This is a genomic window from Micromonospora sp. NPDC050980, from assembly GCF_040653835.1.
GTDB lineage: Bacteria > Actinomycetota > Actinomycetes > Mycobacteriales > Micromonosporaceae > Micromonospora.
Window position 1 is genome coordinate 226,548 of sequence record NZ_JBFAGS010000003.1, and the last position, 25,851, is coordinate 252,398.

Sequence of the window (25,851 nt, forward strand, 5' to 3'; positions counted from 1 at the left end):
AGAGAGAAGGCCGCCGCCCGGTGATCCGGGCGGCGGCCTTCTTCTGCGTGACCTCGAGTGTCACTTGCGCTTGCGGATCTCCTCGGCGGCCTGCGGGACGACCTTGAACAGGTCACCGACCACGCCGTAGTCGGCCAGCTCGAAGATCGGCGCCTCGCCGTCCTTGTTCACCGCGACGATGGTCTTCGAGGTCTGCATGCCGGCCCGGTGCTGGATCGCGCCGGAGATGCCCAGCGCCACGTAGAGCTGCGGAGACACCGTCTTGCCGGTCTGGCCGACCTGGAACTGGTGCGGGTAGAAGCCGGAGTCGACCGCCGCGCGGGACGCGCCGACCGCGCCGCCGAGCAGGTCGGCCATCTCCTCGACCAGCTTGAAGTTGTCCGCGTTGCCGACACCGCGACCGCCGGAGACGACGATCGAGGCCTCGGTCAGCTCGGGGCGGGAGCCCTTCTGCTCGGCGACCCGCTCGACGACCTTGGCCAGCTTGTCCGCGTCGGCGACCGACACGGTGAGCTGCTCGACGGCCGGGGTGGCCGCGGCCGGCGTCGGGTTGAGCGAGTTCGGCCGGACGGTGACCAGCGGCAGGCCCTTGGTGACCTTGGCCTTGACGATGGTGGAGCCGGCGAACGCGACCTGGGTGGCGATGCCGTCGGCGGCCAGGGCGACCACGTCGGTCAGGATGCCGTTGTCCAGCTTGACCGCCAGGCGGGCGGCGATCTCCTTGCCCTCCTGGGACGAGGCGAGCAGCACGGCGGCCGGCTGCACCCGGTTGACCAACTCGGCGACCACTGTCGCCTTGGGCGCCACCAGAAAGCCGTCGATCTCGTCACCCTCGGCGGCGTAGATCTTCTCCGCGCCGTACTCGCCCAGCTTGGCGCTCAGCGCCTCGGCGGCGCCGGCGCCACCGAGCACGACCGCGCTCGGCGTGCCCAGCTCGCGGGCGAGGGTGAGCATCTCGAGGGTGACCTTCTTGACGCCGAATTCCCGGGTGGCTTCGACGACGACGAGAACCTCAGACATGTCCAGACCCCTCACACGAACTTCTCGGTGGCGAGGAACTCGACCAGCTTGACGCCGCCCTCACCCTCGTCGGTGATCTTCTCGCCGCCGGAGCGCGGCGGGCGCTTGGTGTGCTCCAGCACCGCGCTGGTGGCGCCGTCGAAGCCCACCTCGGCGGGGGCGACACCCAGGTCACCCAGGGAGAGCGTCTGCACCGGCTTCTTCTTGGCGGCCATGATGCCCTTGAAGGACGGGTAGCGCGGCTCGTTGATGGTGTCCCAGACGGAGACCACGGCCGGGGTCGAGGCGGTGATGACCTCGTAGCCCTCCTCGGTCTGCCGCTCGGCGGTCAGCGTCGAGCCGTCGACGGTGAGCTTGCGCGCGCCGGTCAGGGCGGCCACGCCCAGCCGCTCGGCGATCATGTGCGGCATGACCTGCACCCGGCCGTCGGTGGACTCGGCGCCGCAGATGACCAGGTCGGCGTTGAGCTGCCCGAGGGCGGCCGCGAGCACCTTCGAGGTGGCCACGGCGCAGGAGCCGTGCAGCGCGTCGTCGACGACGTGGACGGCCTTGTCCGGCCCCATGGAGAGCGCCTTGCGGATCGACTCGGTCGCCCGGTCCGGACCCATGGTCAGGATGGTGACCTCACCGCCGTGCGCCTCCTTGATCTTCAAGGCCTCTTCGATGGCGTACTCATCCATCTCGTTGATGACGTTGTTCGCCGAGCCGCGGTCGACGGTGTTGTCGTCAGGACGCAGGTTGCGGTCCGCGCCCGAGTCGGGCACCTGCTTGACGAGTACGACGATGTTCATCGCGCTTCGACGACCCTCCTGTTTGGTGTAGCGATCATTCGCCCGGTCACGGGCGCAGCCTCCCGCGTGACTTAACGCTCGGTCAACCGCGAGGCGCTGTGCACTTGCCCACGAGGCAATGTTACCCGCAAGTAGCATCGTCTCCCCGGTGACCCGGAGTGACGCAACTCACCGTAACCCGGCGGCGCTCAGGCCGCCTCGGCCAACGCGGCCCGGATCTTGTCGATCGCCGCCACCTCGGCCGGCTCCATCCCCCGGTGCGCCTGCGCCACCCGGTCCGCGGCGGCCAACACCACCGACCGGTACGCCTCGACGTCGGCCGGCGACTTGGCGCGCAGGATCTCCACCGCCCGGCCCAGCGCGGGCAGCACCACCGACTCGATCTCCAGCGCGGAGTCGCGGGGCAGCTGCGGCAGCGGGCCGGTGGTGAGCGCCTCCTTGACCACGCCCCCGGCGTCGGCCAGCGCGCCGGACGCGGCGATGCTCTCCCGCACCATGGCCAGCACCCCGGGCACGGCGTTGGAGACCAGGAAGACCGCCCCGAACGCGCCGGTCTTGAGGGTGAGCTGCTCGTCCGCCGTCAACCGGTCCATGATCACGGAGTGTAGACGTAGGGCGTGGTGGTGGTGACCGCAACGAGCCCGAGCCGCTCCAGGATGGGCCGGCTGTCCGGCGAGCAGTCCACCTGCACCAGCGTCTTGCCGCGCTGCTGCGCCAACCGCGCCCGGTACGCGACCAGCGCCCGGTAGATGCCCTTGCGCCGCCACTGCGGCAACGTCGAGCCGCCCCAGAGGCTGGCGAACCCGGCGCCCGGCTGGTAGCGGATCCACCCGGCGCTGACCACCGTCTCCCCCGCCTCCGCCACCACGATCGCGATCGACTGCGGGTCGGCCTCGATCTCCCGGGCCAGCGCGTAGACCAGGTGGCTGCGGTCGGCCTGCCAGACCTCCTCCTCCATGGCGGCGATCCGCTCCAGGTCGGCCCGGCCGGTGACCTCGCGCAGGCGTACCCCGTCGGGGAGCACCGGGACGGCGGCGGCGAGCGGCGCCACCGGGCCGACCACGACGGTCTCCAGATCCTCCGGGACGAAGCCGGCGGCCCGCAGGCGGTCACCGAGGTCGGCCGGCTCGTCGTGGCCGGCGAGTTTCCACTCGACCGCCTCGCCCCGGGCCCGGAAGAACTCGACCTGCCGGGCGATCAGCGCGTCCAGCTCGGCGCCGGCCAGGCCGTCGAGCGTCCGGTAGGTGAGGAAGCCGCGCTGGTCCAGGCCGAGCACGCGGAACAGCGGGCCGTCCCGCTCGATGGTCACCCCGGTGGGCACCGGGTCCGGCAGCTCCGGGCGGATCTGGTTGTCGTAGGCCTCGCGCAGGGCGCGCGCGTCAAGATCGGTCATCCCCTCAGGCTAGGCCGGTGGCAAAGCGGATAATCGGTGCCGTGTGGGAGTCGATCAGGCGCTGGTTCGACCCGCGGGAGCTGCGGTCGGTAGGCACCCCGCCGGACTACCGTTTCTCGCTGGCCAACGAGCGGACGTTCCTGGCCTGGCTGCGGACCGGGTTGGCGCTGGTCGCGGGCGGGCTGGCCGCCGCGCAGTTCCTGCCCCCGCTTCCCCTGGCCCACCTGCGCGAGGCGCTCGCCGTCGGGCTGCTGCTGCTCGGCGGCACCGTGTCGATCCGGGCGGTGGACCACTGGGCCCGCACCGAACGCGCGATCCGGTTGGGCGAGGAACTGCCGGCGTCCCGCTTCCCCGCCGTGCTGGCGCTGATCGTCGCGGCCGGGGCCCTGCTGCTGGTGGCCGCCGTCCTGCTGCGGGGCCCCGCATGAGCGAACGCACCGAGCGCAGCGAGGGCCGTGAGCGCATGCCCGGTCAGCCCCGCATGAGCGAACGCACCGAGCGCAGCGAGGGCCGTGAGCGCATGCCGGTCGGCTCCCCATGAGTCGGGACGCCGGCCTGCAGCCGGAACGCACCCGGTTGGCCTGGCGGCGCACCCTGCTCGCCCTCACCGTGGTGATGCTGCTCCAGCTCCGGCCGGCGTTCAGCGGTCGCGGGGTCGACGCGGCGCTGGCCGGGACCGCCGTCGCGGTCTGGCTGGCGGTGCTGGTCGCCGCCTGGCGGCGGGCCACCGGGGCCGGCCCGCGCCGGCCGGGGCACGTCGCGATGCCGCTGGCCGCGCTCGGCGCTACCGCACTCGCCCTGCTCGGCGTGGCGCACGTGCTGGCAAGGGTGCACTGACCCCGCCCGGTGCGCCATCATGGGGCATGGCCCGCGTCTTCATGCTGCTGTTCCTGGTTCTGGTCGTGCTCGCCGCGTGCGCGCTGATCAGCTGCCTGTCCGCCGAGGACGGGCAGGTCAAGGCGCTGCCCCGGCTGGTCTGGGTGCTGGTCGTCGTGTTTGTCCCGCTGGTCGGCCCGATCGCCTGGTTCGTCGCCGGCCGCCAACGCCCCACCGGGCCGGCCGGCGCTCCCCGGTCCGGCGGGCACGCCGCCCCGGCCCGCCGCCCGCTCGCGCCGGACGACGACCCGGACTTCCTCGCCTCGCTCGACGAGCGTTCCCGCGGCGAGGACCGCCCGGAGGTGTGAGCCCACCGACGGCCGCCACCGGTCACCCGGCGAGCGGCCGTCGCGGCGTCGCGCTCAGGCCAGGTTCGACGACCGGGGGTACGCGTCGGCCGGGTCGGTCAGCACGTTGACCAGGTACGGCACCCCGGCGTCGAACGCCCGACCCAGCGCCGGGCCGAGGTCGCTGGCCTTCTCCACCGTCTCGCCCGCGCCGCCGAGCGCCTCGACCACCTTGTCGTAGCGCAGCCCGGGCTGGAGGTCGGCGGCGACGTCGTAGCCGTACATGGCGCGCATCGGGTGCTTCTCCAGCCCCCAGATGCCGTTGTTGCCGACCACGATCACCACCGGCAGCTTCTGCCGGGCCAGCGATTCCACGTCCATCAGTGAGAAGCCGGCCGCGCCGTCGCCCATCAGCACGCAGATCTGCCGGTCCGGGTAGCTGACCCGGGCGCCCATGGCGTAACCCATGCCGGTGCCGAGGCAGCCGTACGGGCCGGGGTCGAGCCAGGTGCCGGGCTGGGCGGGCTCCAGGTACTTCCCGGCGTAGGAGACGAAGTCGCCGCCGTCGCCGATGGTGATGGCGTCCGGGGCGAGCACCTTGCGCAGCTCGCCGTAGACCCGGGCCGGCCGGATCGGGTCGGTCTCGGCGGCCATCTCCTCGGCGTCGCGGGCCTTCGCCGCGTCCTCGGCGGTGCGCAGCTCGGCGATCCAGTCGGCGTGGTCGGCCCGGTCGCCGGGGTGCTCGGCGAACGCGCCGAGGATCAGTCGCAGGTCGCCGGCGGGCGCGGCGGCGGGCTGCACGTGCCCGGCGCGCTGGCTGGGCGCGTCCACCACGTGCACGACCCGCGCGTCGCCGAAGTCGCCGAAGGAGAGCCGGAAGTCCAGCGGGGTGCCGACCACCACCACCACGTCGGCGCCCTTCAGCGCGACGCGGCGGGCCTTGGCGAAGGCGAGCGGGTGCGTCGGCGGCAGCGCGCCCCGGCCCATCCCGTTGGTGAACACCGGCACCCGCAGCGCCTCGGCGGCGGCGCGCAGGGCGTCGACGGCGTCCCCGGCGTACACGTCGGAGCCGGCGATGATCACCGGCCGGGACGCGCCGGCGATCAGGCCGGCTGCCTTCGCCACCTCGTCCGGGTCCGGCTCGATCGGCGCCGGCGCGGCGACCGCCGGCAGTTCGGCGTCGCCGACGGAGAAGATCGCCTCCAGCGGGAAGTCGAGGAAGACCGGGCCGCGGTGCGGGGTGAGCGCGGTGGTCAGCGCCGCGGAGACGGCCCGCGGGATGTCGTCGGCGCTGAACACCGTCTCGGCGTGCTTGGTGACCGGGGCGACCAGCGGAAGGTGGTCCATCTCCTGGAGACTGCCCGAGCCCCAGCGGAACTGCGGGGCCCGCCCGCCCAACACCAGCACCGGCGAGGCGTTGAAGAAGGCGCTGGTCAGCCCGGAGACGCCGTTGGTCACGCCGGGGCCGGCGGTGAGCACGGCCAGGCCGGGGCGGCGCTGGAGCTTGGCCACCGCCTCGGCGGCGAAGACCGCGGACTGCTCGTGCCGCACGTCGTAGAGCGGAAAACCGGCGGAGTGCGCGGCGTCGTAGAGCGGGAAGACGTGCCCGCCGGAGAGCGTGAACATCTCCCGTACGCCGTGGGCGCGCAACGCCGCCAGCGCCAGCGCGCCGCCGTGCCCCTCGAGGTGTTCCGTCATGCCACTTCCCTTCGTCGCGCGACCGGAGTCACACGTTACTGGCCGGTAGGCGAGATGTGAACCGCTCTCGCGTCAGCGGCCGGTGAAGCCGGGCTTGCGCTTCTCGACGAACGCGGCCATGCCCTCGCGCCGGTCGTCGGTGGCGAACAGCGCCGCGAAGAGCTGGCTCTCCCAGGCGAGGCCGGAGGTGAGATCCATGTCCAGACCGGCGTCCACCGCCACCTTCGCCGCCCGCAGCGCCTGCGCCGGCCCGGTCAGGAACGGCTTCACGTACGCCAGCGCGGCGTCGTAGACCTCGGCGGCCGGCACCACCCGGTCGGCCAGGCCGATGCGCAGCGCCTCCTCGGCGTCCACCATCCGCCCCGTCATGATCAGATCCTTGGCGCGGGCCGGGCCGATCAGCCGGGCCAGCCGCTGGGTGCCGCCGGCGCCCGGGATGACGCCCAGCTTGACCTCCGGCTGGCCGAGCTTGGCGTCGTCGGCCACGATCCGCCAGTCGCAGGCCAGCGCCAGCTCACAACCCCCGCCGAGCGCGTAACCGGTGACCGCGGCGACGACCGGCTTGGGGATCCGGGCGATCGCGCCCAACGCGCTGGACAGGTCCGCGGCCCGCTCCGCCATGTCCACGTAGGACATGTCGGCCATCTCCTTGATGTCCGCGCCGGCCGCGAAGACCTTCTCGCCGCCGTACACGACGACGGCGCGGACCTCGGCATCCGCGGTGGCCGCCGTCGCGGCGGCGCGCAACTCCTCCTGCACCTGCGTGTTGAGCGCGTTCATCGGCGGCCGCTCCAACCGGATCGTGCCGACGCCGTCCTTCACTTCCAGCCTGACGAACTCGCCCACGCTGCCCTCACTTCCTCGTCGAAGTCGCGTGCCAACCTTACGACCCGTCTCGTTGGGGTAGACAGTGTGGTAGACGTCCCGCGACCGGGAGTGAGGCCGATGACCACCTACTACGACGACCGGTCGGTCCGGGTCACCGCCACCGCCCTGCGGGTCGACGACCGCACCTACCCGCTGGCCGAGCTGACCATGGTGTGGCACCGGCGCGGCAGCCGCTCCTGGCGGGTGCTCGCCGGCCGGGGCGCGATCGGCGCCGCGCTCGCCGGGCCGCTGGTGGCCGCGCTGCTGGGCGTCGCGCTCGCGGTCTGGCTGCACCGCTCGCTCACCGTCACCATCGCCGTCGTCGGCGCGTCCGTGCTCGTCGGCCTCGCCGTCGGGCCGCTCGCCGACGTGCTCTTCGAGCACCTGGACCGCTCCTACGTGCGGGGCAGCCGGGAGCTGGAGATGTGGGCGACCTGGCGGGGCCGGCCGGTGCGGCTGCTCGGCACCGGCGACGCGCTGCGCTTCGGTCAGATCTACCGTGCGGTGCAGCGGGCCATGGAGCACGCGCCCGCCGCCACTCAGAACGTGATCGGCTCGTCCGGCAGCAGGCCGAGCCCGCGCAGCAGGCCGTAGGTGTCCTGCTCGCCCCAGAACTGCACGATCCGGTCGCCGGCCAGCCGGTACATCTTGCACGCGCTCTGCACCGTGGTCGCCCCGGTCGCGTCCCGCCGGTAGGTCTGCGCCACCGACACCACCACCCGGTCGCCGGCCGCGAAGATCTCCAGGATCTCCTGGTCGAGCACGGTCAGCCCGGGCGAGGAGATCGCCGCCTCCGGGTAGCGCCGGCCGCGAACCGCCGTGCCGGAACCGTAGATCTCCACGTCCTCGTCGACCACCTCGGCGAGTTCGGCCAGATCCTTCGTGACGAAGGTCCGCAGGTAACGCCGGACCACCTCCACGTTGCGCGCCTGCTCGTCCCCGTCCGGCCCGACGCCGTGCGCGCCCGTCCCGATTCGACCCGTCATCTCCGACACGCTAGCGAGCCGAACCCGTCACCGCGCGCCGATCCGACCGCCGGCCGACGGTGCCCGCCTGCTCGACACCGCCACTCCGCCGAGATGGAGTTGACCAAGAGCGGAGGCGCGCGGGTGGTTAGGCTGATTCATGACCCTCTATTACCGGGACGACGCGGTACAGGTCACCTCGGCGGCCATCCACGCCGGCGGGCAGGTCGTCCGACTCGCTGACGTCACCTACGTCTGGCATGCCCGGGGACGCACCACGGCGGCGGTGCGGGGCCGGGTGCTGGGTCGCGGGGTGCTGGTCCTGCTGCTGTCGCTGCCGCCGCTGGTGGCGCTGGTCTGCGTGCTCTCGCTGGCCTGGGCGGCCCAGGACCGGGGCGACTGGAAGCTGGCCCTGATCATCGTGGCCGCGTTCGTGGTGGTCGGGCTGGCGCTCACCCCGTTCCTGGAGGTGCCGCTCGGCTGGCTGGACCGCTCCTACGAGCGCGGCAACCGGGTGCACGAGCTGTGGGTCCAGGTGCACGGGCGGGAGATGATGCTGATCCGCACGCCCGACGCGCTACGGTTCGGGCAGATCTACCGGGCCGTGCAACGCGCCGTCGAACAGCAGGGAGACCGACGATGACCCACCGTCGCGGCGAGGCCGTCGCGCTCGCCGGGCTGCTCGCCGCCGCGGGCGTCACCCACTTCGTCCGGCCCGGCTTCTACGACCCGATCGTGCCGCGGGTGCTGCCCGGACCGGCCCGCTTCTGGACGTACGCCTCCGGGGCCGCGGAGCTGGCCGTGGCCGCGGCGGTGGCGCGTCCGGCGACCCGCCGGCGCGGTGGCATGGCCGCGGCGGCGCTGTTCGCCGCGGTGCTGCCGGCGAACGCGCAGATGGCCTGGGACTGGCGCCGACGCCGGCCCGCCCGGCGGGCGATCGCCTACGGCCGGGTGCCGATGCAGGCGCCGCTGATCTGGTGGGCGCTGCGGGTCGCCCGGCCGGGCCGCTGACGCCCGGCTCAGGCCAGCGGCAAGGTGGTGGCGACCGGCCAGGCGAGCAGGACCGTGCCGACCGCCGCCGGCAGCCACCACGGCGCGCCCCGTCGGCGCACCACCCCCGCCCAGGCCGCCTGCCAGGCCACCAGCGCCGCGAAGAGCGGCACCACCAGCAGCACGAACCCGGGTGCCAGACCGGACACCGCCGCCCCGGCCAGGACCGCCGCGGCGATCCCGCCGATCGCCGCGTAGCGCCCACCCCGGCCTTCGGCGGCCAGTTCGGCACCGAGCAGGAAGACCAGGCAGCAGAGCGCCACCAGGGGCAGCAGCCACCAACGGGATCCGACCGGCGCGGCGGAGGTGAACCCGAGGTGCAGCGGCAGCGCGACGGCGAGCGCCGCGTACCCGAGGAGCACCACCGCCACCACGGCGGTGCGCCACGGCCCGGCGGTGTCCCCCGCCGGCGGCCGACCCGGCCGGAACAACAGGTGCCCCCCGGCCAGCAACGCACCGGTGAGCAGCAGGAACACGGCCACGTGCCCGCCGACCGCGAGCGGCAGCCGGGCAGTGGGCAGCGGAGCGGTCAACGCCGCGCCGAGCCCGACCGCCGGCAGCGCCACCGCGAGCCACGACGACGGCCGGGAAGGCGGCCCGCCGGGCGCGCTCGCGGGCCTGCCGGCCGACGAGCGGGGCCCGGCGGCGGTCACCGGCCGGCGACGCGGCAGCAGATCGGCCAGCGGCACGAAGCCGAGCCCCAACCCGAGCAGCAGCAGTGCCGCGGCGGCCGGGCGGATCAGCGGGGCGGGCGCCGGACCGCCGGGCCGCCCCGGGAGGGCGGCGACCACCGCGTCGTGGGTACGCGGCGCGAACAGCACCGAGATGTGCTCGGTGCCCGGCGCCACCACCCGCTCCCGCGTCCCCGGTGGCCCGCCGCGTGCCACCTCCTCGGCGGCCCGCCGGAAGTCGGGGAACTCCAACCCGCCCACCACGAGCGTCAGGTTCCCGGCCCAGCCGGCCGGCACCTCGCCCGCGTCGGGCAGCGACACGGCCACGGTCCGGGCGATCTCCGGGTGGGCCACCGCGTATCGGGTGACCGCCCCGGCGCCCATCGAATGCCCGATCAGGACGAGCTGGTCCCCGTCGACGCCGGGCCGGCTCCGCAGCCAGGCCAGCGCCACGTCCAGGTCGTGCGAGAGGACCGCGCGGGCCCGCTCGTCGTCCCGGCCCGCCCCGGGCAGCCGGGACGGGTTCGCGCCGTGCCCGGCGAAGTCGAGCAGCACCGCGACCGCGCCGTGCCGGGCCACCGAATCGGCCAGCGAACGCATCAGCCGGGCGGAGCCGGCGAAACCGTGCGCGATCACCACCCCCGGTCGCCGCTCGCCGCCCGGTCCGGCCTGGCGTACCTCGGTGAGCGGCACCCCGGCGACGATCGCCCGCCGGGTGCTCAGGCCGGCGTCCGCGCGGACCAGCAACAGGGTGCCGAGCACGACGGCGAGCAGGGCGATCGCGCCGAACACCAGGAGTCGCCGAGGGGCCGGGCCGGGGGCGGGCATGCCGGCACCCTACGCGGCGTGGGCCGCCCGGCGGGAGGGCCGGCGTGACGTGCGCCGCCCCGCGCCGACGGGCACCCCTGGCCGGCACGACGCACACTTGTGGGCATGGCGATCCCACTCCCCCGGCCCAGCGCCGTCGTCGGCCTCACCCGTTCCGCCCTGGACCAGGCGTTCGGCTCGGCCGCCGCGTTCGCCGCCGTGCCCGCCCGCGCGTTCGCCGTGCTCGACGAGGTGGAGGCGCTCATCCGGCGGATCGACGGGGTGGTCGACCGGATCGAGGGCACGCTCGACCGCACCGACCGGGTGCTCACCGACGCGGAGGCGGCGGTGCGCGAGGTGGGCGTGATCAGCGCCGCCGCCACCACCGCCATCGACACCGCGACCGAGGTGGCCGCCGCGGCGGCGGCGGTGGTCGGCGAGGCGGAGCGGGTGTCCGCCGCCGCGGGCACGGTGGTCGGCGAGGCCGACCGGGTGGCACGGGCGGCGGCCGGCGTGGTCGCCGAGGCGGACATGGTGGCGGTCCGGGCCGCCGGCACGGTGGCCACCGCCGAGGCGGCGGCCGGCACCGCGACCGAGCTGTTGACGGCGTACGCGGCGACGCTGCGCCGGGCCGCGCCGATGGCGGCCCGTTTCGTCGAGCAGCTCAGCCCGGAGGAGGTGACCGCCGCGATCCGGCTCGTCGACGAACTGCCGAAGTTGAAGGAGCACCTCACCTCGGACGTGCTGCCGATCCTGGCCACCCTGGACCGGGTCGGCCCGGACCTGCACGACCTGCTGGACGTCACCCGCGACCTCAAGCTCGCGGTGGCCGGCATCCCCGGCCTCGGCATGCTGCGCCGCCGCGGCGAACGCGCCGAGGGTTAAGAAGGGGCCCCTTCTTAACGTCTCCGGTAGAGAAGGGACCCCCTCTCACACCTCGCGAAGGGCCACGCTCAACCGCGGGCGTACAGCGCGTCGATCTCGGCGCGGTGCGGGAGCGCCACGGAGGCGCCGAGCTTGCGGACGCAAGCCGCCCCGGCCGCCGACGCCCAGCGCACCGCCTCGGGCAGGTCCCGCCCCTCGCCCCAGGCCACGGCGAGCGCGGCGGTGAACGCGTCCCCGGCGGCGGTGGAGTCGACCACGTCCACCGGCACGGCCGGCACGTGCATCGCCGCGGTGTCCCGGTCGACGTACCAGGCGCCGTCGCCGCCGAGCGTGAGCACCGCGCGGGGCACCAGGTCGAGCAGCGCCGCCGGCTCGTCCCGGCCGCGGCCGGTAAGTGCCTGCGCCTCCGGCTCGTTGACCACCAGCAGGTCGGTCGCGGCCAGCAGTTCCGCCGGCAGCGCCCGGGCCGGCGCCGCGTTGAGCACCACCCGGGTGCCGGCGGACCGGGCCGCCAGCGCCGCCCCGGTCACCGTCTCGACCGGCACCTCAAGCTGGGCGACCAGCACGTCCGCCTCGCGTACGGCGGCCAGCTCGTCCTCGGTCGGCGCCACGAACGCCTCGTTCGCGCCGGGGGTGACCAGGATGGCGTTCTCCCCGCCGCCGCCGACCATGACCAGCGCGACGCCGGACGGGCCGTATGCCACCCGGAGGTGGCGGGTGTCGACGCCGGCCGCGGTGATCCGGGCCCGGAGGGTGACGCCGAACCCGTCCGACCCGATCGCGCCGAGGAAGACGCAGGACGCGCCGGCGCGTACCGCGGCGACGGCCTGGTTGGCGCCCTTGCCGCCGGGGAGCATGACGAAGTCGGTGCCGAGCACCGTCTCACCCGGCCGGGGCAGCGCGGGGGCGGTCCCGACCAGGTCCATGTTGGCGCTGCCGACGACGGCGACGCGGGTCTGCGGCACGGTGGGCGTCCCGTCGGCTCAGGCGGCGCGCGCGGTCCACCGGTCGCCGGCGCGCGAGACGAGCAGCGGCAGGCCGAAGGTCTTGGACAGGTTGTCGGCGGTGAGCACGTCGGCGAGCAGGCCCTGCGCCACCACCTGACCCTCGCGCAGCAGCAGGGCGTGGGTGAAGCCGGGCGGGATCTCCTCCACGTGGTGGGTGACCAGCACCATTGCCGGCGCGTCCGGGTCGTACGCCAGCTCGGCGAGCCGGGCGACCAGGTCCTCCCGACCGCCCAGGTCGAGCCCGGCGGCGGGCTCGTCGAGCAGCAGCAGCTCCGGGTCGGTCATCAGGGCACGGGCGATCTGCACCCGTTTGCGTTCGCCCTCGGAGAGCGTGCCGTAGGCGCGGTCGGCGAGGTGGCCGACGCCGAGCTGGCCGAGCAGCGCGGCGGCGCGTGCCTCGTCGGCGCGGTCGTAGCTCTCCCGCCAGCGGCCGACCACCGACCAGGCGGCGGTCACCACCACGTCGGTGACGCGCTCCTCGGCGGGGATCCGCTCGGCGAGGGTGGCGGTGGAGAGGCCGATCCGGGTCCGCAGCTCGTTGACGTCGGTGCGGCCGATGCGCTCGCCGAGCACGTGCGCGACGCCGTGGGTCGGGTGCAGCCGGCCGGCGGCGAGGTTGAGCAGGGTGGTCTTGCCGGCGCCGTTCGGGCCGAGCAGCACCCACCGTTCGTCCAGCTCGACCCGCCAGTCGACGTCGCGCACCAGCGCGGTGCCGGAGCGCTTGACGGCGACCCCGTCGAGGCTGACCACCAGATCCGCGTCCACGGTCGAGGGGGTGAGGGCGCCGGCGGCGCAGGGGGTCAGGTCACCAGTCACCGCCCCATCCAACCACGCACCGGCCGGTCGCCCCCCACGGGCGGCGTCGCAGCCATAGGGTGGGGCGCCGTGTCGTTGGTCACCGCTTCGGAAGGACGACCCCATGCCCGACCGCTGCCGTAAGGCGGGCGGATGAGCGCGGTCATCGAGATCGCCGGTCTCCGCAAGACGTTCCACACCCTGCGTCAGGGGCGCCGCGTCGCCGTCGACGGTTTCGACATGCTGGTCGAGGCGGGTCAGGTGCACGGCTTCCTGGGGCCGAACGGCTCCGGGAAGACGACCACGCTGCGGGCCCTGCTCGGGTTGGTGCGCCCGGACGCCGGCCGGATGAGCGTGCTGGGCGCCAGTTCCCCGGACGGGTTGCCGGCGGTGGCCGGGCGGGTCGGCGCGATCGTGGAGAGCCCGCAGTTCTTCGGCAACTTCACCGCGCACCGGACGCTGCGCCTGCTGGCCCTGGCCGGCGGCGTGCCCACCGGCCGGGTGGACGAGGTGTTGGAGCAGGTCGGTCTGCGCGACCGGGGCGACGAGCGGGTCAAGGGCTACTCGCTGGGCATGAAGCAGCGGCTCGCCGTCGCCTCGGCCCTGCTCAAGCGCCCGGAATTGCTGATCCTCGACGAGCCGGCGAACGGGCTGGACCCGGCCGGCATCCGGGAGATGCGCGACCTCACCAGGTCGCTCGCCGCGGCCGGGGTGACGGTGCTGCTGTCCAGTCACATCCTCGCCGAGATCCAGCTGATCTGCGACCACGTGACGATCGTCAGCCGGGGTCGGCGGGTCGCGTACGGGCCGGTGGGCGAGGTGCTGGCCGGCTTCGACAAGCACCAGTGGCAGGTCCGGGTGGCCGAGCCGGAGCGGGCCGCGCAGTTGCTGGGTCGGGCCGGCCTGTCGGTGACCGGGCACGCCGACCACCTGGTGGTGACCGGTGTGGAGGATTCCGAGGTGATCAGCCGCACGCTGGGCGAGCAGGGGCTGTGGGTGCGTGAGCTGGTCCCGCTGCGACCCGACCTGGAGAGCGTCTTCCTGGAGCTGACCGGCGGTGACGAGCCGGTGACGGTGCCGCGCCAGGTGGACGGCGCGCCGGTGCACGACGGAGTGATCGATCTGGACGTCCGGGACGGTCGGGAGGTGGACGCGTGAACCTGGTCCGTGCCGAGTTGGAGCGGCTGGCCGCCCGGCGTTTCGTGCAGCTCATGGTGGTGTTGCTGGTGGTGGCCTTCGCGGTGACGGTGGTGACCACGCTGGGCGGTTCGCACCGGCCGACCGAGGCCGAGCTGATCCGGGCCCAGTCGCAGGCGGCGCAGGAGGTCCAGCGGTTGGAGCTGGCGCACAACCGCTGCGTGCAGATCAAGGCGGGGACGGTCACCCCGGTCGAGAACGACTACCTGCCACGGGACTGCGCCCAGATCGACCCGGCCCGCTCGGAGCAGTTGCCGACCGCGTCCGACTATCTCAGCGGGGTCTTCGTCTTCGCCAAGGAGGCGGGGCCGCTGCTCTACTTCCTGATCGCGTTCCTGGCGCTGTTCGGTTTCCTGGTGGGCGCCTCCTACATCGGGGCGGACCTGAACTCGGGCGGGGTGGTCAACCTGTTGCTGTGGCGCCCGCGCCGGCCGACCGTGTTCGTCGCGAAGCTCGGCACGCTGCTGGGGGGCGTGCTCGCGCTCTCCGCGCTGGCGTCGGTGGCCTATCTCGGCGCGTTCTGGCTGATCGGTCAGGCGTCCGGGTTGACCGGCCGGTTGAGCGGCGAGTTCTGGGCGTCGCTGGGCGCGGTCTGGGCGCGCGGGCTGGTGCTCGTGCTGTTCGCCGCGGCGCTCGGGTTCGCCGTGGCCACGCTGGGGCGGCACACCTCGGCGGCGCTGGGCACGGTCGCCGCATACCTCGTGGTGTGGGAGCTGGGCGCGCGGCTGGTGTTCCAGATCCTCCAGGTCGCCCGGCCGGACCGGTTCATGCTCTCCAGCTATCTGGGGGCCTGGCTCACCGGTGAGGTGCGGTTCTGGGACGGCACCGCGTGCGGCTCCGGGATCTCCGGTTTCTGCGACGGCTCCTACACGCTCGGCTGGGCGGCAGGCCTGGTGGTGCTGGTCGTGCTGACCGGGGCGCTGGTGGCGGCCGCGTTCGCGGTGTTCCGCCGGCGTGACCTGATCTGACGGCGGCCACGATCCGGCAACTCCTTGCGAACCCTGGCGCAATGATGAAGGATTCCTTCACATGGCGCCAGGGTGCACGCGCTCAGCCGACCGTCGAGCCGAACACCTCGTCACGGACCGCGTCGAGCGCGGTGCGCAGCGCTCCGCGCAGGATCGGCTCCTCGGTCAGCCCGGTGCTCACCACCCGCGGCCGGACCAGCGTGATCGCCGCGACCTCGCGCTGCACCCGCTCGGCCAGGGCGGCCCCGCCCGCCCGGCCGACCGCGCCGGCGAGCACCACCAGCGGCGGGTCGAGCACCACGCAGGTGCTCGCCACGCCGAGCGCCAGCCGGCGGGCCAGCTCGTCCAGCACCGGGGCGCCCGCGTCGCCCGCGGCGATGGCCGCGCCGACCGCCTCGGCCGCCCGGGCCGCCGCGACGCCCTGCTCGGCCGCGTCCGGGGTGGCGAAGCCGTGCTCGGCGGCCACCGCGCGGACCGCGTCGGCGCCGGCGAGCTGCTGGAACGCCGGCTTCGCGCGCCGGGACACGTCGCGCGGGATGGGCACCCCGGGCACCGGCAGGTAGCCGATCTCGCCGGCCGCGCCGCTGCTGCCGTGGTGCAGCCGGCCGCCCAGCACGATCGCCAGGCCGACGCCCGCATCCACCCAGACCAGCACGAAGTCGGCGGTGTCCCGGGCCGCGCCCGACTGCGCCTCGGCCACCGCGGCCAGGTTCACGTCGTTCTCGAAGACGACCGGGGTGTCCAGGTCCTCGCGGAGCGCGGCGAGCAGACCGCTGTGCCAGCGCGGCAGGTTGAACGCGAAGGTGATGTCGCCGGTCTGCGGATCGACCAGGCCGGGCGTGCCCAGCACGACGCGCCGGACCGCGGACAGCTTCGCCCCGGCCCGGCTGGCCGCCTGGACCACGGCGTTGTGCACCACGCCCACCGGGTCGTCGGTGTCGCGGGTGGACTGCTCGACCCGGCCGGCGACGGTCCCGGTGATGTCGGCGCAGGCGGCCACCACCCGCTCCGCGCCGACGTCCACGCCGACCACGTACGCGCTGCCGGGGCGCACCGCGTAGAGCTGGGCGTTCGGGCCCCGCCCGCCGGCCTGCTCGCCGACCCGCGCGACCAGGCCGCGTTCCTCCAACCGCTCGACGAGCTGGGAGGCGGTCACCTTCGACAGCCCGGTCAGCTCGCCGATCCGGGCCCGGGTCAGCGGCCCGCGCTCGAGCAGCAGCTCCAGCGCCGCACGGTCGTTGAGCGCCCGCAGGAGTCGGGGGGTGCCGGGCAGCCGGGTCGCACTCATGCCAAGGTTCCTCGATTTTTCAGTAAGGTTTCTAACCATAAAACGCCTGCCGAAGGGTGCCGTCAGCGTATCGGCCACGCCGATCCGCGTGAGGTCGGACGATCCGGCAGGGAAAGGAGCACAAGTGGGGCTGGATCCAGGACTCCGTCGACTCGCGTTGGGCACGTTGCTGGCCGCGTACGCCGGCCCGGTCCCGCCGGACTGGGCGGTCGACCTGCTCGCCGACGGGCTCGCCGGGCACACCCTGTTCGGCACCAACGTGCACGACCCGGCGCAGCTCGCGGCGTCCACGGCGGCGCTGCGGGCCGGTCGCCCGGACGTGATCCTGGCGATCGACGAGGAGGGCGGGGACGTCACCCGGCTGGCCCACGCCACCGGCAGCCCGTACCCGGGCAACGCCGCGCTGGGCGCGGTGGACGACCCGGACCTCACCCGCCGGGTCTACGCGGCGATCGGCGGCGAGCTGGCCGCGCTCGGCCTCACCCTCGACCTGGCGCCCACCGTCGACGTGAACACCGCCGACGAGAACCCGGTGATCGGGACCCGCTCGTTCGGCGCGGACCCGAAGCGGGTCGCGGTCCACTCGGCCGCCGCGGTCGCCGGCCTCCAGGCGGCCGGCGTGGCCGCCTGCGCCAAGCACTTCCCCGGGCACGGCGCCACGGTCGCCGACTCGCACCACGAACTGCCCACTGTCGACGTGCCACCGGCCGTGCTGCGGGAGCGGGACCTGCCGCCGTTCGCCGCGGTGATCGACGCCGGGGTACGCGCGGTGATGACCGCGCACATCCGGGTGCCGGCGCTGACCGCCGACGATCCGGCCACGTTCAGTCGCGCGGTGCTGCACGACCTGCTGCGCGCCGAGTACGGCTTCACCGGCACGGTGGTCACCGACGCGCTGGAGATGAAGGGCGCCGCGCTGGCCGCCGGCGGGGTGGGTCCGGCCGCGGTCCGGGCACTGGCCGCCGGCGCCGACCTGCTCTGCATCGGCGCCCAGGTCGACGCCGAGCTGGTGGAGCGGGTCGCCGCCGAGATCGTCGCCGCGCTCGGCGACGGCCGGCTGGCGCGCGCCCGGGTGGAGGAGGCCGTCGGCCGGACCGCCGCGCTCGCCGGCTGGGCCGGCCCGGCCGACGCCCCGGCCCCGGCCGACGACGACCTGGGGTACGCCGCCGCGCTGCGGGCGGTGCACGTCGAGGGCGAGCTACCCGGGCCGGCGCCCGCGCTGGTGGTGCAGGTGCACGCCCCCGCCACCGTCGCCGAGGGCCGGGTGCCGTGGGGGCTGGGCCCGCACCTGGCGGCCGGGGTCGACCAGGCCCGCGCGGTGGCCGGGGAGACCGGGCCGGCCGAGCTGCGCCGGCTCGCCGGGGACCGGCCGGTGGTGCTGGTCGGGCGGCACCTGCACCGGCTGCCCGGGGCGCGGGAGCTGATCGAGGCACTGGCCGCCACGCACCCGGTGACCGTTGTCGAGATGGGCTGGCCGGGTGGCTGGCGGCCGAGCGGGGCGCGCGCGTTCGTCGCCACCTACGGGGCCAGCCACGCCAACGGTCGCGCGGCGGCGCGGGTGCTCGGGCTGACCGGCTGACCCGGCCGGCGCGGTCCGCTGACCCGTCCGGGCGCCGGGATACGGTGACCACGATGACCGAGCAGAGCGCGCCGACGACCGCCGCGGGCGGGGCGGGCACCGGGGCGACCGCCCGGGGCGAGCAGACCCGCCGGCTGATCCTGGACACCGCCATGCGCCTGTTCCGCGAGCGGGGTTACGCGCGCACCACGATGCGGGCGGTCGCCGGTGAGGCCGGCGTGTCGGTGGGCAACGCCTACTACTACTTCGCGTCCAAGGAACACCTGATCCAGGAGTTCTACGCGGACGTCCAGCGCGAGCACCGGGCCGCCGCCGCGCCGGTGCTCGCCCGGGAGCGGGGCTTCGCGGCCCGGCTGTCCGGGGTGCTGCACTCGGGCGTGGACGTGCTGAGCCCCTACCACTCGTTCGCCGGGACGTTCTTCCGGACGGCGGCGGAACCGACCTCGCCGTTGAGCCCGTTCTCCGCCGAGTCGTCCGCGGCCCGCGCCGCGTCGGTGTCGCTGTTCCGCGAGGTGCTCACCGGCTCGACCGCCCGATGCGACGACGAGGTGCGGGAGGCGCTGCCGGAGCTGCTCTGGCTCGGCTACCTGGGCGTGGTGCTCTATTGGGTGCACGACCGCTCGCCCGGGCAGGCCCGGACCCGGCAGCTCGTGGACGGCGTGGTGCCGCTCGTCGACCGGCTCGTGGAGCTGTCCCGGCTGCGGGTGCTGCGCCCGGTCACCCGGCAGGCGCTCGCCCTGATCCACACGTTGCGTCACTGACCCACCGTCCGGCCGGGTCGGCGATTGGGCAGGTCAAGTCCATAACCGGACACGGTGGACCGCTTGCCCGCCCAACGTAACTTCACCTAGCGTTATCGGCACCGGGGCCTGGGAGGAGAGGCTGCGGACCGTGGATCCGGCCCGGGGCCCACGGTCCGCGCCCACACCGCCGGTCAGGGCGGGAAGACGCCGAACGAGGTCCAGCCCCGATCCGGGAACCCGGCCGCCTCGGCCACCCGGGCGGAGGCCTGGTTGCCCGGGGCGTGCACGTAGGTGGGGATCGCCCCCTCGGCCAGCACTCGCCGGGCCGCCTGCGCGACCAGCCGCCGGGCCAGGCCGCGGCCCCGGGCCGCCGGGGACGTGCCCACCGCCAGCTCGTGCCCGTACGCGTCGTGCCGCTTGATGCCCACCCCGGCCAGGTATCGGCCGTCGGCGTCCCGGACCACCAGCACGTCGCGGTCGAACAGGCCCAGCCACGGCGGGGCCCCCGGCATCGCCGGCGGCAGCCACTCCCCCACATCGGGCAGCGGCGCCGGGTCGGTGCACCAGCGGAAGACCCCGCGGTTCGTGGTCAGCTCGGGCGCGCCGACCGCCGCCGGCAGCGCGGGCAGCCACTCGTCGAGCGGCCGGCGGAGGACCAGGGCCCGCACCGCCTCGACCCGCCGCGGTGGCACCGAGAGGACCGTGCTGCCGCCCGCCGAGACCGCGACGGCTGGGCGCGGCCGTCCGTCCCAGGCCGGGCGGTCGCGACGCCAGGACCGGACCACGTGCAGCCCGGGACCCGCCGGCCACTGCCCCAACCAGGTCGCCAGGTGCAGGAAGAGCCGCCGGTCGAGCACATGATCATGGTACGCCTCGCGGGCCCGTTCCCGCCGTAAGAACCTGGCAATGGATCACCGGTCCGCCCGTGGCTACGCTGACCTCTCGGTACGCGGGAGGTGCGGGGTGGCGCAACGGGTGCTGGTGGTCGACGACGACCGGACGGTCGCCGACGTGGTCTGCCGCTACCTGGAGCACGCCGGCTACGAGGTCGAGCACGTCGGCGACGGGGCGGCCGCGCTGGACAGCGTGTCCCGGCGACCGCCGCACCTGGTGGTGCTGGACCTGATGCTGCCCGTGCTGGACGGGTTGGAGGTGTGCCGGCGGCTGCGGGAGCGGCCGGACGGCGTACCCGTCGTCATGCTCACCGCGCGCGGCGACGAGGCCGACCGGATCCTCGGCCTGCAACTGGGCGCGGACGACTACTTGAGCAAGCCGTTCTCCCCGCGTGAGCTGGTGCTGCGGGTCCGCTCGGTGCTGCGCCGCGCCGGTGGCGAGCCGCCCGGCGCGCCGCCGGTGCGACTCGCCGACGACGGGCTGGAGGTGGAGACCGGCCCCCGGGTGGCCCGCCTGCACGGCCGGGAGCTGACCCTGACGCTGCGGGAGTTCGACCTGTTGGCGCACCTGATGCGGCACCCGGCGCGGGCGTTGAGCCGGGCCGAGCTGCTGGAGCGGGTGTGGGGCTGGAGCTTCGGCGACCAGTCCACCGTGACCGTGCACGTGCGGCGGCTGCGGGAGAAGGTCGAAGCCGACCCGGCCCGGCCCCGCCGCATCGTCACCGTGTGGGGCGTCGGCTACCGCTACGAGCCGGCCGATGCGTGACCTCGCGCTGATCTTCGGCGTGGCGCTGGCCGCCGCGCTCGCGGTTGGGCTGGCCGGCGCGGTCGTGCTGCGGCTGCTGCGCGGCCGGTCGATCACCGTGCACATCTCGGTGCTGCTGGCGATGACGGTCGCGGCCGTGGCCGCCGGGGTGGCGGGGGTCGCCCAGGCCATGTTCCTCTCCCCGCACGACCTGCAGGTGGTGCTGATCACGGTCTCCGCCGCCGCCGTGGTGAGCCTGGCGGTGGGCTGGCTGTTCGGCCGCCGGCTGGCCGCCGCCGCGGTCTGGGCCGACCAGGCACGGGCCCGGGAGCGGCGGATCGAGAAGGGCCGCCGGGACCTGGTCGCCTGGGTCTCGCACGACCTGCGTACGCCGCTGGCCGGGCTGCGGGCGATGGCCGAGGCGCTGGAGGACGGGGTGGTCGGCGACCCGGTCACGGTGGGTGAGTACCACCGCCGGATCCGGGTGGAGACCGACCGGATGACGCGGCTGGTCGACGACCTGTTCGAGCTGTCCCGGATCAACGCGGGCGCGCTGCGGCTGTCGATGTCCCGGGTGGCGCTCGGCGACGTGGTCTCCGACGCGCTGGCGGGCGCCGCGCCGCTGGCCGCCGCCCGGCGGATCCGGCTGGTCGCGGCCGAGGCGGGCTGGCCGACGGTGACCGCGAGCGAGCGGGAGCTGGCCCGGGTGGTGGGCAACCTGCTGCTGAACGCGATCCGCTACACGCCGGCCGACGGCACGGTGTGGGTGGACGCCGGGCAGGACGTCGACTCCGCCTGGCTGGCCGTCGCGGACACCTGCGGCGGCATCGCGGAGGACGACCTGCCCCGGGTCTTCGACGTGGCGTTCCGCGGCGAACCGGCCCGCACCCCGGCGGCGGTCGAGCCGGGCGGCTCCGGCGGGCTCGGGCTGGCCATCGTGCGCGGGCTGATTGAGGCGCACGGCGGGCGGGTAGAGGTCCAGAACGTCAGCGACGGGTGCCGATTCGTGGTCCGCCTGCCGGCCGCCGGAATCTGACGCGTCCAGGGAACCCGACGCATCGATCCCGCGTCATATTCATTTCCATACATGGACAAGTTTCTCTGGGACGGTAGTGGTCATGCCTCACAACCCGAACGACCGATTCCAGCAGGACCCCGCGCGGAGCTGGCGGGCCGTCGGCCCCACCGCGCGCTTCCCTGCCCAACCGGACTACCGCGAGGCCCGCCGCCGGCGGGTTTCCTGGGCCGAGTTGAACGCGCAACCCGCCGGCACCTCCGCCTGGCGTGGCCTCACCACCAGCTGACGCGGGCGGCGACACACCGGCCGGCGGGCACCGCCACCTTCGTACGCCTGTGCGGTAGCGTCTTGTGGTCCGATTTCCGGCCAACGACAGGAGAAGCTCCGCGCATGGGCAAGAAGACGATCCACGTCTCCGACTTCACCGGCCAGGTGCTGTCCCCCGACGACGAGGTGGTCAGGGTCGTCGTGCTGGAGCACCCGGACCTGGTCGCCGGGCCCGTGCAGTTGGACGCCACCCCGGTCGATGTGGAGGGCATCGACGACGCGGCGCTGGACGTGGCCGTGGTGGAGATCCACGACCGGCACGGCGGCGGCGAGCCGCGCCGGGTGGTGCTGACCGCGAGCGAGTTCGACGCGATGGCCACCGACGTGCCGATGGCGCAGTTGCTGCGCACCGCCGAGCGGGTGAAGCCGCCGAAGGCGCGACGCGCCGCCGAGAAGATCGACTACGGCACCGTCGAGCACGCCGGCCGGCCGCACCGCGGCCGGGTCACCGAGGAGGAGGCCCGGCTGGTGCGGGAGCGCCTGGACGAGGTGAACAAGCGCCTCGCCGACGCCGGCATCCGGCAGATCGATCCCGCCGACCCGGAGCACGCCGCCCGCTACGGTTTCCCGACTGCCGACTGACCATCCCGACGTCGGGCACGCGCCCCCGTGGCGCGTGCCCGACGCGGGTCACGCCCGCTTGCGGGTGAGTTCGGCGAGCGCGCCCTGCACCGCGGCCTCCAGCGACTCCTTGGTGAGGCCGAGTCCGCCGAGCACGCCGTCGCCGCCCTCCTCCTCCAGCAGGGCGAGCAGGATGTGTTCCGTACCGATGTAGTTGTGGCCCATTCGCAGCGCCTCCCGGAACGTCAGCTCCAGCACCTTCTTGGCCCGCGCGTCGTAGGGGATCAGGTCCGGGACCTGGTCGGCCTTCGCCGGCAGCGTCGCGCCGACCGCCTCCCGGAACATCTCCAGGGGTACGCCCCGGGCGATGACCAGCCTGGCCGCCAGCCCGTCCGGCTCGGCGAGCAGCCCGAGCGCGACGTGCCCAGGGGTGATCTCGGCGTGGCCGGCGGCCCGCGCCTCCTCCTGCGAGGCCAGCACCACGTTGCGGGCGCGCGGCGTGAACCGGCCGAACCCCGCGTTCGGGTCGAGCGCGGCGGCGGTTTCCGCCTTGGCGGCGGACCGCTTCTGGGCGGCCTGCTTGCTGACCCCCATGCTGCGGCCGATCTCCGTCCACGAGGCGCCGGAGCGGCGCGCCTGGTCGACGAAGTGGCCGATCAGGTGGTCGGCGACGTCGCCGAGGTGATCGGCGAGGAGGACCGCGTCGGCGAGTTGGTCGAGTGCGTCGGGGCGCGCCTTCTTGATGCCCGCGATCAGATCGTCGAGGCGCACCGGTTGGCTCATCTTGAGCGGCTCTGGCTCGGTCATCCGTCAACCATAGGTTGACGCACCTCCTCCGTCAACCTCAAGTTGACGCTATCTCCGCCCCGGCCTCGTCGATCATGAGGTTGACGGCGATGTCGATCTCTGATCGTGCCGCCAACCTCATGATCGATCGATCGAACGGACGGACGGGTCAGCCACGCACCCACTGCTGGTTGCTGCCTCCGTTGCAGGTCCAGATCTGCACCGCGGTGCCGTTGGCGGTGCCCTGGCCGTTGACGTCGAGGCAGAGCCCCGACCCGACCCCGACGATGGTGCCGTCGGCGTTGATCCGCCACTGCTGGTTGCTGCCGCCGTTGCAGGTCATGATCCGCGCGCGGCTGCCGGACGCGGTGCCCGGCACGTCGAGGCACTTGTTGCCGTAGACGGTGAGCTGGTTGTTCGCGCCGGCCGTCCACTGCTGGTTGATGCCGCCGTTGCAGTCCCAGATCTGCACGATCGCGCCGTCGGCCTGACTGACGCCGTTGACGTCCAGGCAGCGGTTCGAGCCCGCGCCGCGCAACTCTCCGGTCGGGCTGCCGGACCCGTCGCCCGGCGTGATGGAGAGGTTGTCGAACTGGGCGGTGACGCCCTGGCCGGTGCCGTAGCCGATCTGGCCGGCGACCCAGGCGCCGTCCGACGCCGTGCCGACCACGGCGCCGTCGATGGCCGCGGTGAGCGTGCCGCCGTTGAGCTGCAACGAGAGGTTGTGCCAGCGTCCGGTGCCTAACGCCGCGGTGTTGCCGCTGGCCAGGGTGCGCCAGTTGCCGCTGGTGTTGTTGCTGCGGATGGACCAGGCGCCGCCGTCGGTGACCCGGAAGTAGTAGCCGTTCAGGTTCTGCGGACCCTGGTGGTTGTAGGTGTTCCCCCGCCCGATGAGCTGGACGTAGCCGGGCTTCTCCAGCAGCACGTCGGAGGAGACGGTGTAGTTGCGCCAGGTCAGGTCACCGAGCAGGGCGTACGGCTCGGCGTGGCCGGACGTCCAGTAGATCGGCGCCTGCTCGGACATCTGCCGGACGCACTGCCCGGCCCGGCCCGCGCCGCAGCCGGTGACCTCGAACGAGCCCTGCTGGTCCATCAGGTACCGGGCCTGGCGGCCGGTGGCGTAGCCGTCGAAGTTGTCGGCGTACGGCAGCTTCAGGTTGCCCTGCGCGGGGCTGGCCGCCGCACCCTTGCCCTGCCCGCTGGTGGTGGTGATGCTGTAGACGTAACCGGGCTGGACGGTGAGCGAGAAGCGCCCGCCGTTCGGCGTGACGTCGGCGTTGCGCACGAAGTGGTCGGCGGGGTTGTTCGACCTGACGTTCGTCGACCAGACCCGCACGGCGCCGGTGGACAGCCCGCCGGTGACGGTGAAGTCGAGCTGCTGGGCCGAACCGGCGTCCATGGTCTCGATGACGGCGCTGTAGTCGCTGTTGTTGGTGGACTTGAGCGAGACGTAGCTGCCGTTGTTGCGGTTGCCGCCGAGGTAGCCGGTGGAGGCGTCGAGGTAGCGCCAGCCCGGGGCGGCGAACTGGGTGGTGTGCGCCATCACCCAGGTGCTCTTGCCGATCGAGTACGCCCCGGACCACGGCTGCTGGGCCACCGCGACGCCGGTGGTCGCCCACGGGATGTTCGGGGTGATGGCCGCGATCACCGGCCAGTTGATGTAGCCGGTCATCCGACCGTCGATGTAACCGCGGTTGATGCCCCGGGCCAGTGCCGGCGCGCCGGCGTTGTAGTCGTCGGAGCCGTTCTCGCTGGCCCACAGCGGCTTGCCGGTCGAGATCGCATTGGCCGAGCTGGGACAACTGCTCTGGGGTCCGCGGTAGCCGCAGATGTAGTGGCTGCCGAAGACCTGCACGGCGTTGGCGAAGGCCGGGTCGCGCAGCGAGTCGTCGGCGGCGCCCCACCCCCAGTCGTCCGAGGCCACGATCTTCACGTCGCCGTAGCCGCGGGCGTTGAGCGTGGACCGCAGGTTCTTGTACCAGGTGGTGTTCCAGCCCTTCTCGTTCCAGCCGCCCAGGTAGTTGATGGCCAGGCCGTGCGTGCCCGCGCAGTCCAGCCAGGCCACCAGGTAGTCGATCGAGTCGGTGGACCAGAAGTTGCCGTTGCCGATCCAGCCCGGCGTGCCCCACACCAGGCCGATCAGCGCGATGTTGGGGTTGCGCGCCCGGGCCTGCTCCATCAGCCACCACTCGTAGCCGCGGTTGCAGTTGACGCCGCCCCGGGTGTGCTCGTGGCTGGGTTCCGCGCCGGAGGTGGAGTTGGTGTCACCGCCGATCTCGACCTTCAGCAGTTGCATCGCGGCGCCGTAGCCCGGCTTGAACAGGTAGTCGAGGATGTCGCCGCGCTGCGGTTCCGGGTAGTCGATCAGCAGCCTGCTGTTTCCGCCGCCACCGCTGACCGCGCCGACGCCGTCGAGCGCCCGCCCGCCGGATCCGCCGTTGATGGTAATGGCGGTGGCGGCCTGCGCCGGGGAGGCGGATGCGGTCAGTACGGCTGCCGCCGCCAGGACCGATGCCGCCGCGGCGGACCACACCGCCCGCCACGACCGTCGTGGACGACTCACTGTGCTGAACATCCGATCCGCCTCCCGGAGCAGGTTAAATCGACATGCGTCTATGCTAGGACATCACATGT

28 protein-coding genes and 1 pseudogene are annotated in these 25,851 nt (G+C 74.1%); 15 read left to right on the forward strand and 14 right to left on the reverse strand.

Translation table 11 applies throughout. The features are described from left to right. Positions 1-60 precede the first annotated feature (60 nt). The 4 genes from AB0H28_RS07445 to AB0H28_RS07460 all read right to left on the reverse strand — a co-directional run bounded on the left by AB0H28_RS07445 (position 61) and on the right by AB0H28_RS07460 (position 3,204). Positions 61-1,020, reverse strand: coding sequence for an electron transfer flavoprotein subunit alpha/FixB family protein (locus tag AB0H28_RS07445; protein ID WP_358035595.1), 960 nt, complete (start codon positions 1,018-1,020; stop codon positions 61-63). 11 nt (positions 1,021-1,031) lie between these two features. After that, on the reverse strand, positions 1,032-1,811 hold the full coding sequence (locus AB0H28_RS07450; RefSeq protein WP_358035597.1) for an electron transfer flavoprotein subunit beta/FixA family protein: 780 nt from the start codon (positions 1,809-1,811) through the stop codon (positions 1,032-1,034). A 188-nt stretch (positions 1,812-1,999) separates the two neighbouring features. Then, on the reverse strand, positions 2,000-2,404 hold the full coding sequence (locus AB0H28_RS07455) for a hypothetical protein (protein ID WP_358035599.1): 405 nt from the start codon (positions 2,402-2,404) through the stop codon (positions 2,000-2,002). Positions 2,405-2,406: 2 nt separating this feature from the next. Continuing rightward, positions 2,407-3,204, reverse strand: coding sequence for a GNAT family N-acetyltransferase (locus AB0H28_RS07460; RefSeq protein WP_358035601.1), 798 nt, complete (start codon positions 3,202-3,204; stop codon positions 2,407-2,409). Between the two features lie 41 nt (positions 3,205-3,245). Here AB0H28_RS07460 and AB0H28_RS07465 point away from each other — a divergent pair, with 41 nt between their 5' ends. From AB0H28_RS07465 to AB0H28_RS07475, 3 genes and pseudogenes are all read left to right on the forward strand, one after another. After that, positions 3,246-3,632 (forward strand): DUF202 domain-containing protein, encoded by a 387-nt coding sequence (locus AB0H28_RS07465; protein ID WP_358035956.1) that lies wholly within the window; start codon positions 3,246-3,248, stop codon positions 3,630-3,632. 109 nt (positions 3,633-3,741) lie between these two features. Beyond that, positions 3,742-4,041: a DUF202 domain-containing protein gene (locus tag AB0H28_RS07470; protein WP_358035603.1), complete on the forward strand. Its 300-nt coding sequence runs from the start codon at positions 3,742-3,744 to the stop codon at positions 4,039-4,041. Between the two features lie 26 nt (positions 4,042-4,067). After that, a pseudogene (locus AB0H28_RS07475) lies at positions 4,068-4,370 on the forward strand (PLDc N-terminal domain-containing protein); the annotation flags it as partial. Between the two features lie 72 nt (positions 4,371-4,442). On the opposite strand, the gene AB0H28_RS07480 reads toward AB0H28_RS07475, so the two are convergent. Beyond that, complete coding sequence (locus AB0H28_RS07480; protein WP_358035605.1) at positions 4,443-6,065, reverse strand: acetolactate synthase; 1,623 nt, start codon at positions 6,063-6,065, stop codon at positions 4,443-4,445. A gap of 72 nt (positions 6,066-6,137) precedes the next feature. Then, positions 6,138-6,911, reverse strand: a complete 774-nt coding sequence (locus AB0H28_RS07485; protein WP_358035607.1) for an enoyl-CoA hydratase-related protein — start codon at positions 6,909-6,911, stop codon at positions 6,138-6,140. Between the two features lie 99 nt (positions 6,912-7,010). Here AB0H28_RS07485 and AB0H28_RS07490 point away from each other — a divergent pair, with 99 nt between their 5' ends. Beyond that, entirely contained in the window at positions 7,011-7,526 is a 516-nt protein-coding gene (locus AB0H28_RS07490; RefSeq protein WP_358035609.1) for a DUF6232 family protein, read from the forward strand. Here AB0H28_RS07490 and AB0H28_RS07495 read toward each other — a convergent pair. Beyond that, positions 7,472-7,918 (reverse strand): nuclear transport factor 2 family protein, encoded by a 447-nt coding sequence (locus tag AB0H28_RS07495; RefSeq protein WP_358035611.1) that lies wholly within the window; start codon positions 7,916-7,918, stop codon positions 7,472-7,474. The genes AB0H28_RS07490 and AB0H28_RS07495 overlap by 55 nt on opposite strands. A gap of 139 nt (positions 7,919-8,057) precedes the next feature. Here AB0H28_RS07495 and AB0H28_RS07500 point away from each other — a divergent pair, with 139 nt between their 5' ends. Together AB0H28_RS07500 and AB0H28_RS07505 are read left to right on the forward strand one after the other, a co-directional pair. Then, complete coding sequence (locus tag AB0H28_RS07500) at positions 8,058-8,540, forward strand: DUF6232 family protein (RefSeq protein ID WP_358035613.1); 483 nt, start codon at positions 8,058-8,060, stop codon at positions 8,538-8,540. Beyond that, positions 8,537-8,908 carry a hypothetical protein gene (locus tag AB0H28_RS07505; RefSeq protein ID WP_358035615.1) on the forward strand — a complete coding sequence of 124 codons (372 nt, stop codon included), beginning with the start codon at positions 8,537-8,539 and terminating at the stop codon, positions 8,906-8,908. Before AB0H28_RS07500 ends, AB0H28_RS07505 begins: the two co-directional genes overlap by 4 nt. Before the next feature lie 8 nt (positions 8,909-8,916). Here the strand turns inward: AB0H28_RS07505 and AB0H28_RS07510 are convergent, their stop codons facing one another. Beyond that, positions 8,917-10,446, reverse strand: coding sequence for an alpha/beta fold hydrolase (locus tag AB0H28_RS07510; protein ID WP_358035617.1), 1,530 nt, complete (start codon positions 10,444-10,446; stop codon positions 8,917-8,919). A gap of 105 nt (positions 10,447-10,551) precedes the next feature. Here AB0H28_RS07510 and AB0H28_RS07515 point away from each other — a divergent pair, with 105 nt between their 5' ends. Then, entirely contained in the window at positions 10,552-11,310 is a 759-nt protein-coding gene (locus tag AB0H28_RS07515; RefSeq protein ID WP_358035619.1) for a hypothetical protein, read from the forward strand. 68 nt (positions 11,311-11,378) lie between these two features. On the opposite strand, the gene AB0H28_RS07520 is transcribed toward AB0H28_RS07515, so the two are convergent. Beyond that, positions 11,379-12,275 (reverse strand): ribokinase, encoded by an 897-nt coding sequence (locus AB0H28_RS07520; protein WP_358035621.1) that lies wholly within the window; start codon positions 12,273-12,275, stop codon positions 11,379-11,381. A gap of 18 nt (positions 12,276-12,293) precedes the next feature. Beyond that, the gene (locus AB0H28_RS07525; RefSeq protein WP_358035623.1) at positions 12,294-13,238 is read right to left on the reverse strand and encodes an ABC transporter ATP-binding protein; all 945 of its coding nucleotides are present in this window, start codon (positions 13,236-13,238) and stop codon (positions 12,294-12,296) included. 27 nt (positions 13,239-13,265) lie between these two features. Between AB0H28_RS07525 and AB0H28_RS07530 the strand changes: the two genes are divergently transcribed. Together AB0H28_RS07530 and AB0H28_RS07535 are read left to right on the forward strand one after the other, a co-directional pair. Next, a complete protein-coding gene (locus AB0H28_RS07530) occupies positions 13,266-14,270 on the forward strand; it encodes an ATP-binding cassette domain-containing protein (protein WP_358035625.1) in 1,005 nt (334 codons plus the stop codon). Beyond that, on the forward strand, positions 14,267-15,277 hold the full coding sequence (locus AB0H28_RS07535; RefSeq protein ID WP_358035627.1) for an ABC transporter permease subunit: 1,011 nt from the start codon (positions 14,267-14,269) through the stop codon (positions 15,275-15,277). Before AB0H28_RS07530 ends, AB0H28_RS07535 begins: the two co-directional genes overlap by 4 nt. Positions 15,278-15,359: 82 nt before the next feature. On the opposite strand, the gene AB0H28_RS07540 is transcribed toward AB0H28_RS07535, so the two are convergent. Further along, positions 15,360-16,565 (reverse strand): ROK family transcriptional regulator, encoded by a 1,206-nt coding sequence (locus AB0H28_RS07540; RefSeq protein WP_358035629.1) that lies wholly within the window; start codon positions 16,563-16,565, stop codon positions 15,360-15,362. A gap of 124 nt (positions 16,566-16,689) precedes the next feature. On the opposite strand from AB0H28_RS07540, the gene AB0H28_RS07545 reads away from it, so the two are divergent. Together AB0H28_RS07545 and AB0H28_RS07550 are read left to right on the forward strand one after the other, a co-directional pair. Continuing rightward, entirely contained in the window at positions 16,690-18,144 is a 1,455-nt protein-coding gene (locus AB0H28_RS07545; RefSeq protein ID WP_358035631.1) for a glycoside hydrolase family 3 N-terminal domain-containing protein, read from the forward strand. Between the two features lie 53 nt (positions 18,145-18,197). Beyond that, positions 18,198-18,905 (forward strand): TetR family transcriptional regulator, encoded by a 708-nt coding sequence (locus tag AB0H28_RS07550; RefSeq protein ID WP_358035633.1) that lies wholly within the window; start codon positions 18,198-18,200, stop codon positions 18,903-18,905. Between the two features lie 173 nt (positions 18,906-19,078). Here AB0H28_RS07550 and AB0H28_RS07555 read toward each other — a convergent pair whose 3' ends face one another. Further along, positions 19,079-19,744, reverse strand: coding sequence for a GNAT family N-acetyltransferase (locus tag AB0H28_RS07555; RefSeq protein ID WP_358035635.1), 666 nt, complete (start codon positions 19,742-19,744; stop codon positions 19,079-19,081). Positions 19,745-19,850: 106 nt separating this feature from the next. Between AB0H28_RS07555 and AB0H28_RS07560 the strand changes: the two genes are divergently transcribed. The 4 genes from AB0H28_RS07560 (at position 19,851) to AB0H28_RS07575 (ending at position 22,452) form a co-directional block, all read left to right on the forward strand. After that, positions 19,851-20,546 carry a response regulator transcription factor gene (locus AB0H28_RS07560; protein WP_358035637.1) on the forward strand — a complete coding sequence of 232 codons (696 nt, stop codon included), beginning with the start codon at positions 19,851-19,853 and terminating at the stop codon, positions 20,544-20,546. Continuing rightward, complete coding sequence (locus AB0H28_RS07565) at positions 20,539-21,561, forward strand: HAMP domain-containing sensor histidine kinase (protein WP_358035639.1); 1,023 nt, start codon at positions 20,539-20,541, stop codon at positions 21,559-21,561. The genes AB0H28_RS07560 and AB0H28_RS07565 overlap by 8 nt, the downstream gene beginning before the upstream one ends. Positions 21,562-21,643: 82 nt before the next feature. Further along, on the forward strand, positions 21,644-21,829 hold the full coding sequence (locus AB0H28_RS07570) for a DNA repair protein (protein ID WP_358035641.1): 186 nt from the start codon (positions 21,644-21,646) through the stop codon (positions 21,827-21,829). Between the two features lie 104 nt (positions 21,830-21,933). Further along, a complete protein-coding gene (locus tag AB0H28_RS07575) occupies positions 21,934-22,452 on the forward strand; it encodes a hypothetical protein (protein ID WP_358035643.1) in 519 nt (172 codons plus the stop codon). A gap of 48 nt (positions 22,453-22,500) precedes the next feature. Here AB0H28_RS07575 and AB0H28_RS07580 read toward each other — a convergent pair whose 3' ends face one another. Together AB0H28_RS07580 and AB0H28_RS07585 are read right to left on the reverse strand one after the other, a co-directional pair. Next, positions 22,501-23,238: a Clp protease N-terminal domain-containing protein gene (locus tag AB0H28_RS07580; protein ID WP_358035645.1), complete on the reverse strand. Its 738-nt coding sequence runs from the start codon at positions 23,236-23,238 to the stop codon at positions 22,501-22,503. A 148-nt stretch (positions 23,239-23,386) separates the two neighbouring features. Further along, a complete protein-coding gene (locus AB0H28_RS07585; protein WP_358035647.1) occupies positions 23,387-25,780 on the reverse strand; it encodes a ricin-type beta-trefoil lectin domain protein in 2,394 nt (797 codons plus the stop codon). Between the last annotated feature and the right edge of the window lie 71 nt (positions 25,781-25,851).

What these genes read in the sequence shown, in the direction of transcription:
- AB0H28_RS07445 (WP_358035595.1), bottom strand. Translation starts at nt 1,020, where the DNA reads ATGTCTGAGGTTCTCGTCGTCGTCGAAGCCACCCGGGAATTCGGCGTC.
- AB0H28_RS07490 (WP_358035609.1), top strand. Translation starts at nt 7,011, where the DNA reads ATGACCACCTACTACGACGACCGGTCGGTCCGGGTCACCGCCACCGCC.
- AB0H28_RS07495 (WP_358035611.1), bottom strand. Translation starts at nt 7,918, where the DNA reads ATGACGGGTCGAATCGGGACGGGCGCGCACGGCGTCGGGCCGGACGGG.
- AB0H28_RS07515 (WP_358035619.1), top strand. Translation starts at nt 10,552, where the DNA reads ATGGCGATCCCACTCCCCCGGCCCAGCGCCGTCGTCGGCCTCACCCGT.
- AB0H28_RS07570 (WP_358035641.1), top strand. Translation starts at nt 21,644, where the DNA reads ATGCCTCACAACCCGAACGACCGATTCCAGCAGGACCCCGCGCGGAGC.
- AB0H28_RS07480 (WP_358035605.1), bottom strand. Translation starts at nt 6,065, where the DNA reads ATGACGGAACACCTCGAGGGGCACGGCGGCGCGCTGGCGCTGGCGGCG.
- AB0H28_RS07500 (WP_358035613.1), top strand. Translation starts at nt 8,058, where the DNA reads ATGACCCTCTATTACCGGGACGACGCGGTACAGGTCACCTCGGCGGCC.
- AB0H28_RS07455 (WP_358035599.1), bottom strand. Translation starts at nt 2,404, where the DNA reads ATGGACCGGTTGACGGCGGACGAGCAGCTCACCCTCAAGACCGGCGCG.
- AB0H28_RS07450 (WP_358035597.1), bottom strand. Translation starts at nt 1,811, where the DNA reads ATGAACATCGTCGTACTCGTCAAGCAGGTGCCCGACTCGGGCGCGGAC.
- AB0H28_RS07510 (WP_358035617.1), bottom strand. Translation starts at nt 10,446, where the DNA reads ATGCCCGCCCCCGGCCCGGCCCCTCGGCGACTCCTGGTGTTCGGCGCG.
- AB0H28_RS07540 (WP_358035629.1), bottom strand. Translation starts at nt 16,565, where the DNA reads ATGAGTGCGACCCGGCTGCCCGGCACCCCCCGACTCCTGCGGGCGCTC.
- AB0H28_RS07575 (WP_358035643.1), top strand. Translation starts at nt 21,934, where the DNA reads ATGGGCAAGAAGACGATCCACGTCTCCGACTTCACCGGCCAGGTGCTG.
- AB0H28_RS07525 (WP_358035623.1), bottom strand. Translation starts at nt 13,238, where the DNA reads ATGGGGTCGTCCTTCCGAAGCGGTGACCAACGACACGGCGCCCCACCC.
- AB0H28_RS07550 (WP_358035633.1), top strand. Translation starts at nt 18,198, where the DNA reads ATGACCGAGCAGAGCGCGCCGACGACCGCCGCGGGCGGGGCGGGCACC.
- AB0H28_RS07565 (WP_358035639.1), top strand. Translation starts at nt 20,539, where the DNA reads ATGCGTGACCTCGCGCTGATCTTCGGCGTGGCGCTGGCCGCCGCGCTC.
- AB0H28_RS07460 (WP_358035601.1), bottom strand. Translation starts at nt 3,204, where the DNA reads ATGACCGATCTTGACGCGCGCGCCCTGCGCGAGGCCTACGACAACCAG.
- AB0H28_RS07470 (WP_358035603.1), top strand. Translation starts at nt 3,742, where the DNA reads ATGAGTCGGGACGCCGGCCTGCAGCCGGAACGCACCCGGTTGGCCTGG.
- AB0H28_RS07580 (WP_358035645.1), bottom strand. Translation starts at nt 23,238, where the DNA reads ATGACCGAGCCAGAGCCGCTCAAGATGAGCCAACCGGTGCGCCTCGAC.
- AB0H28_RS07505 (WP_358035615.1), top strand. Translation starts at nt 8,537, where the DNA reads ATGACCCACCGTCGCGGCGAGGCCGTCGCGCTCGCCGGGCTGCTCGCC.
- AB0H28_RS07530 (WP_358035625.1), top strand. Translation starts at nt 13,266, where the DNA reads ATGAGCGCGGTCATCGAGATCGCCGGTCTCCGCAAGACGTTCCACACC.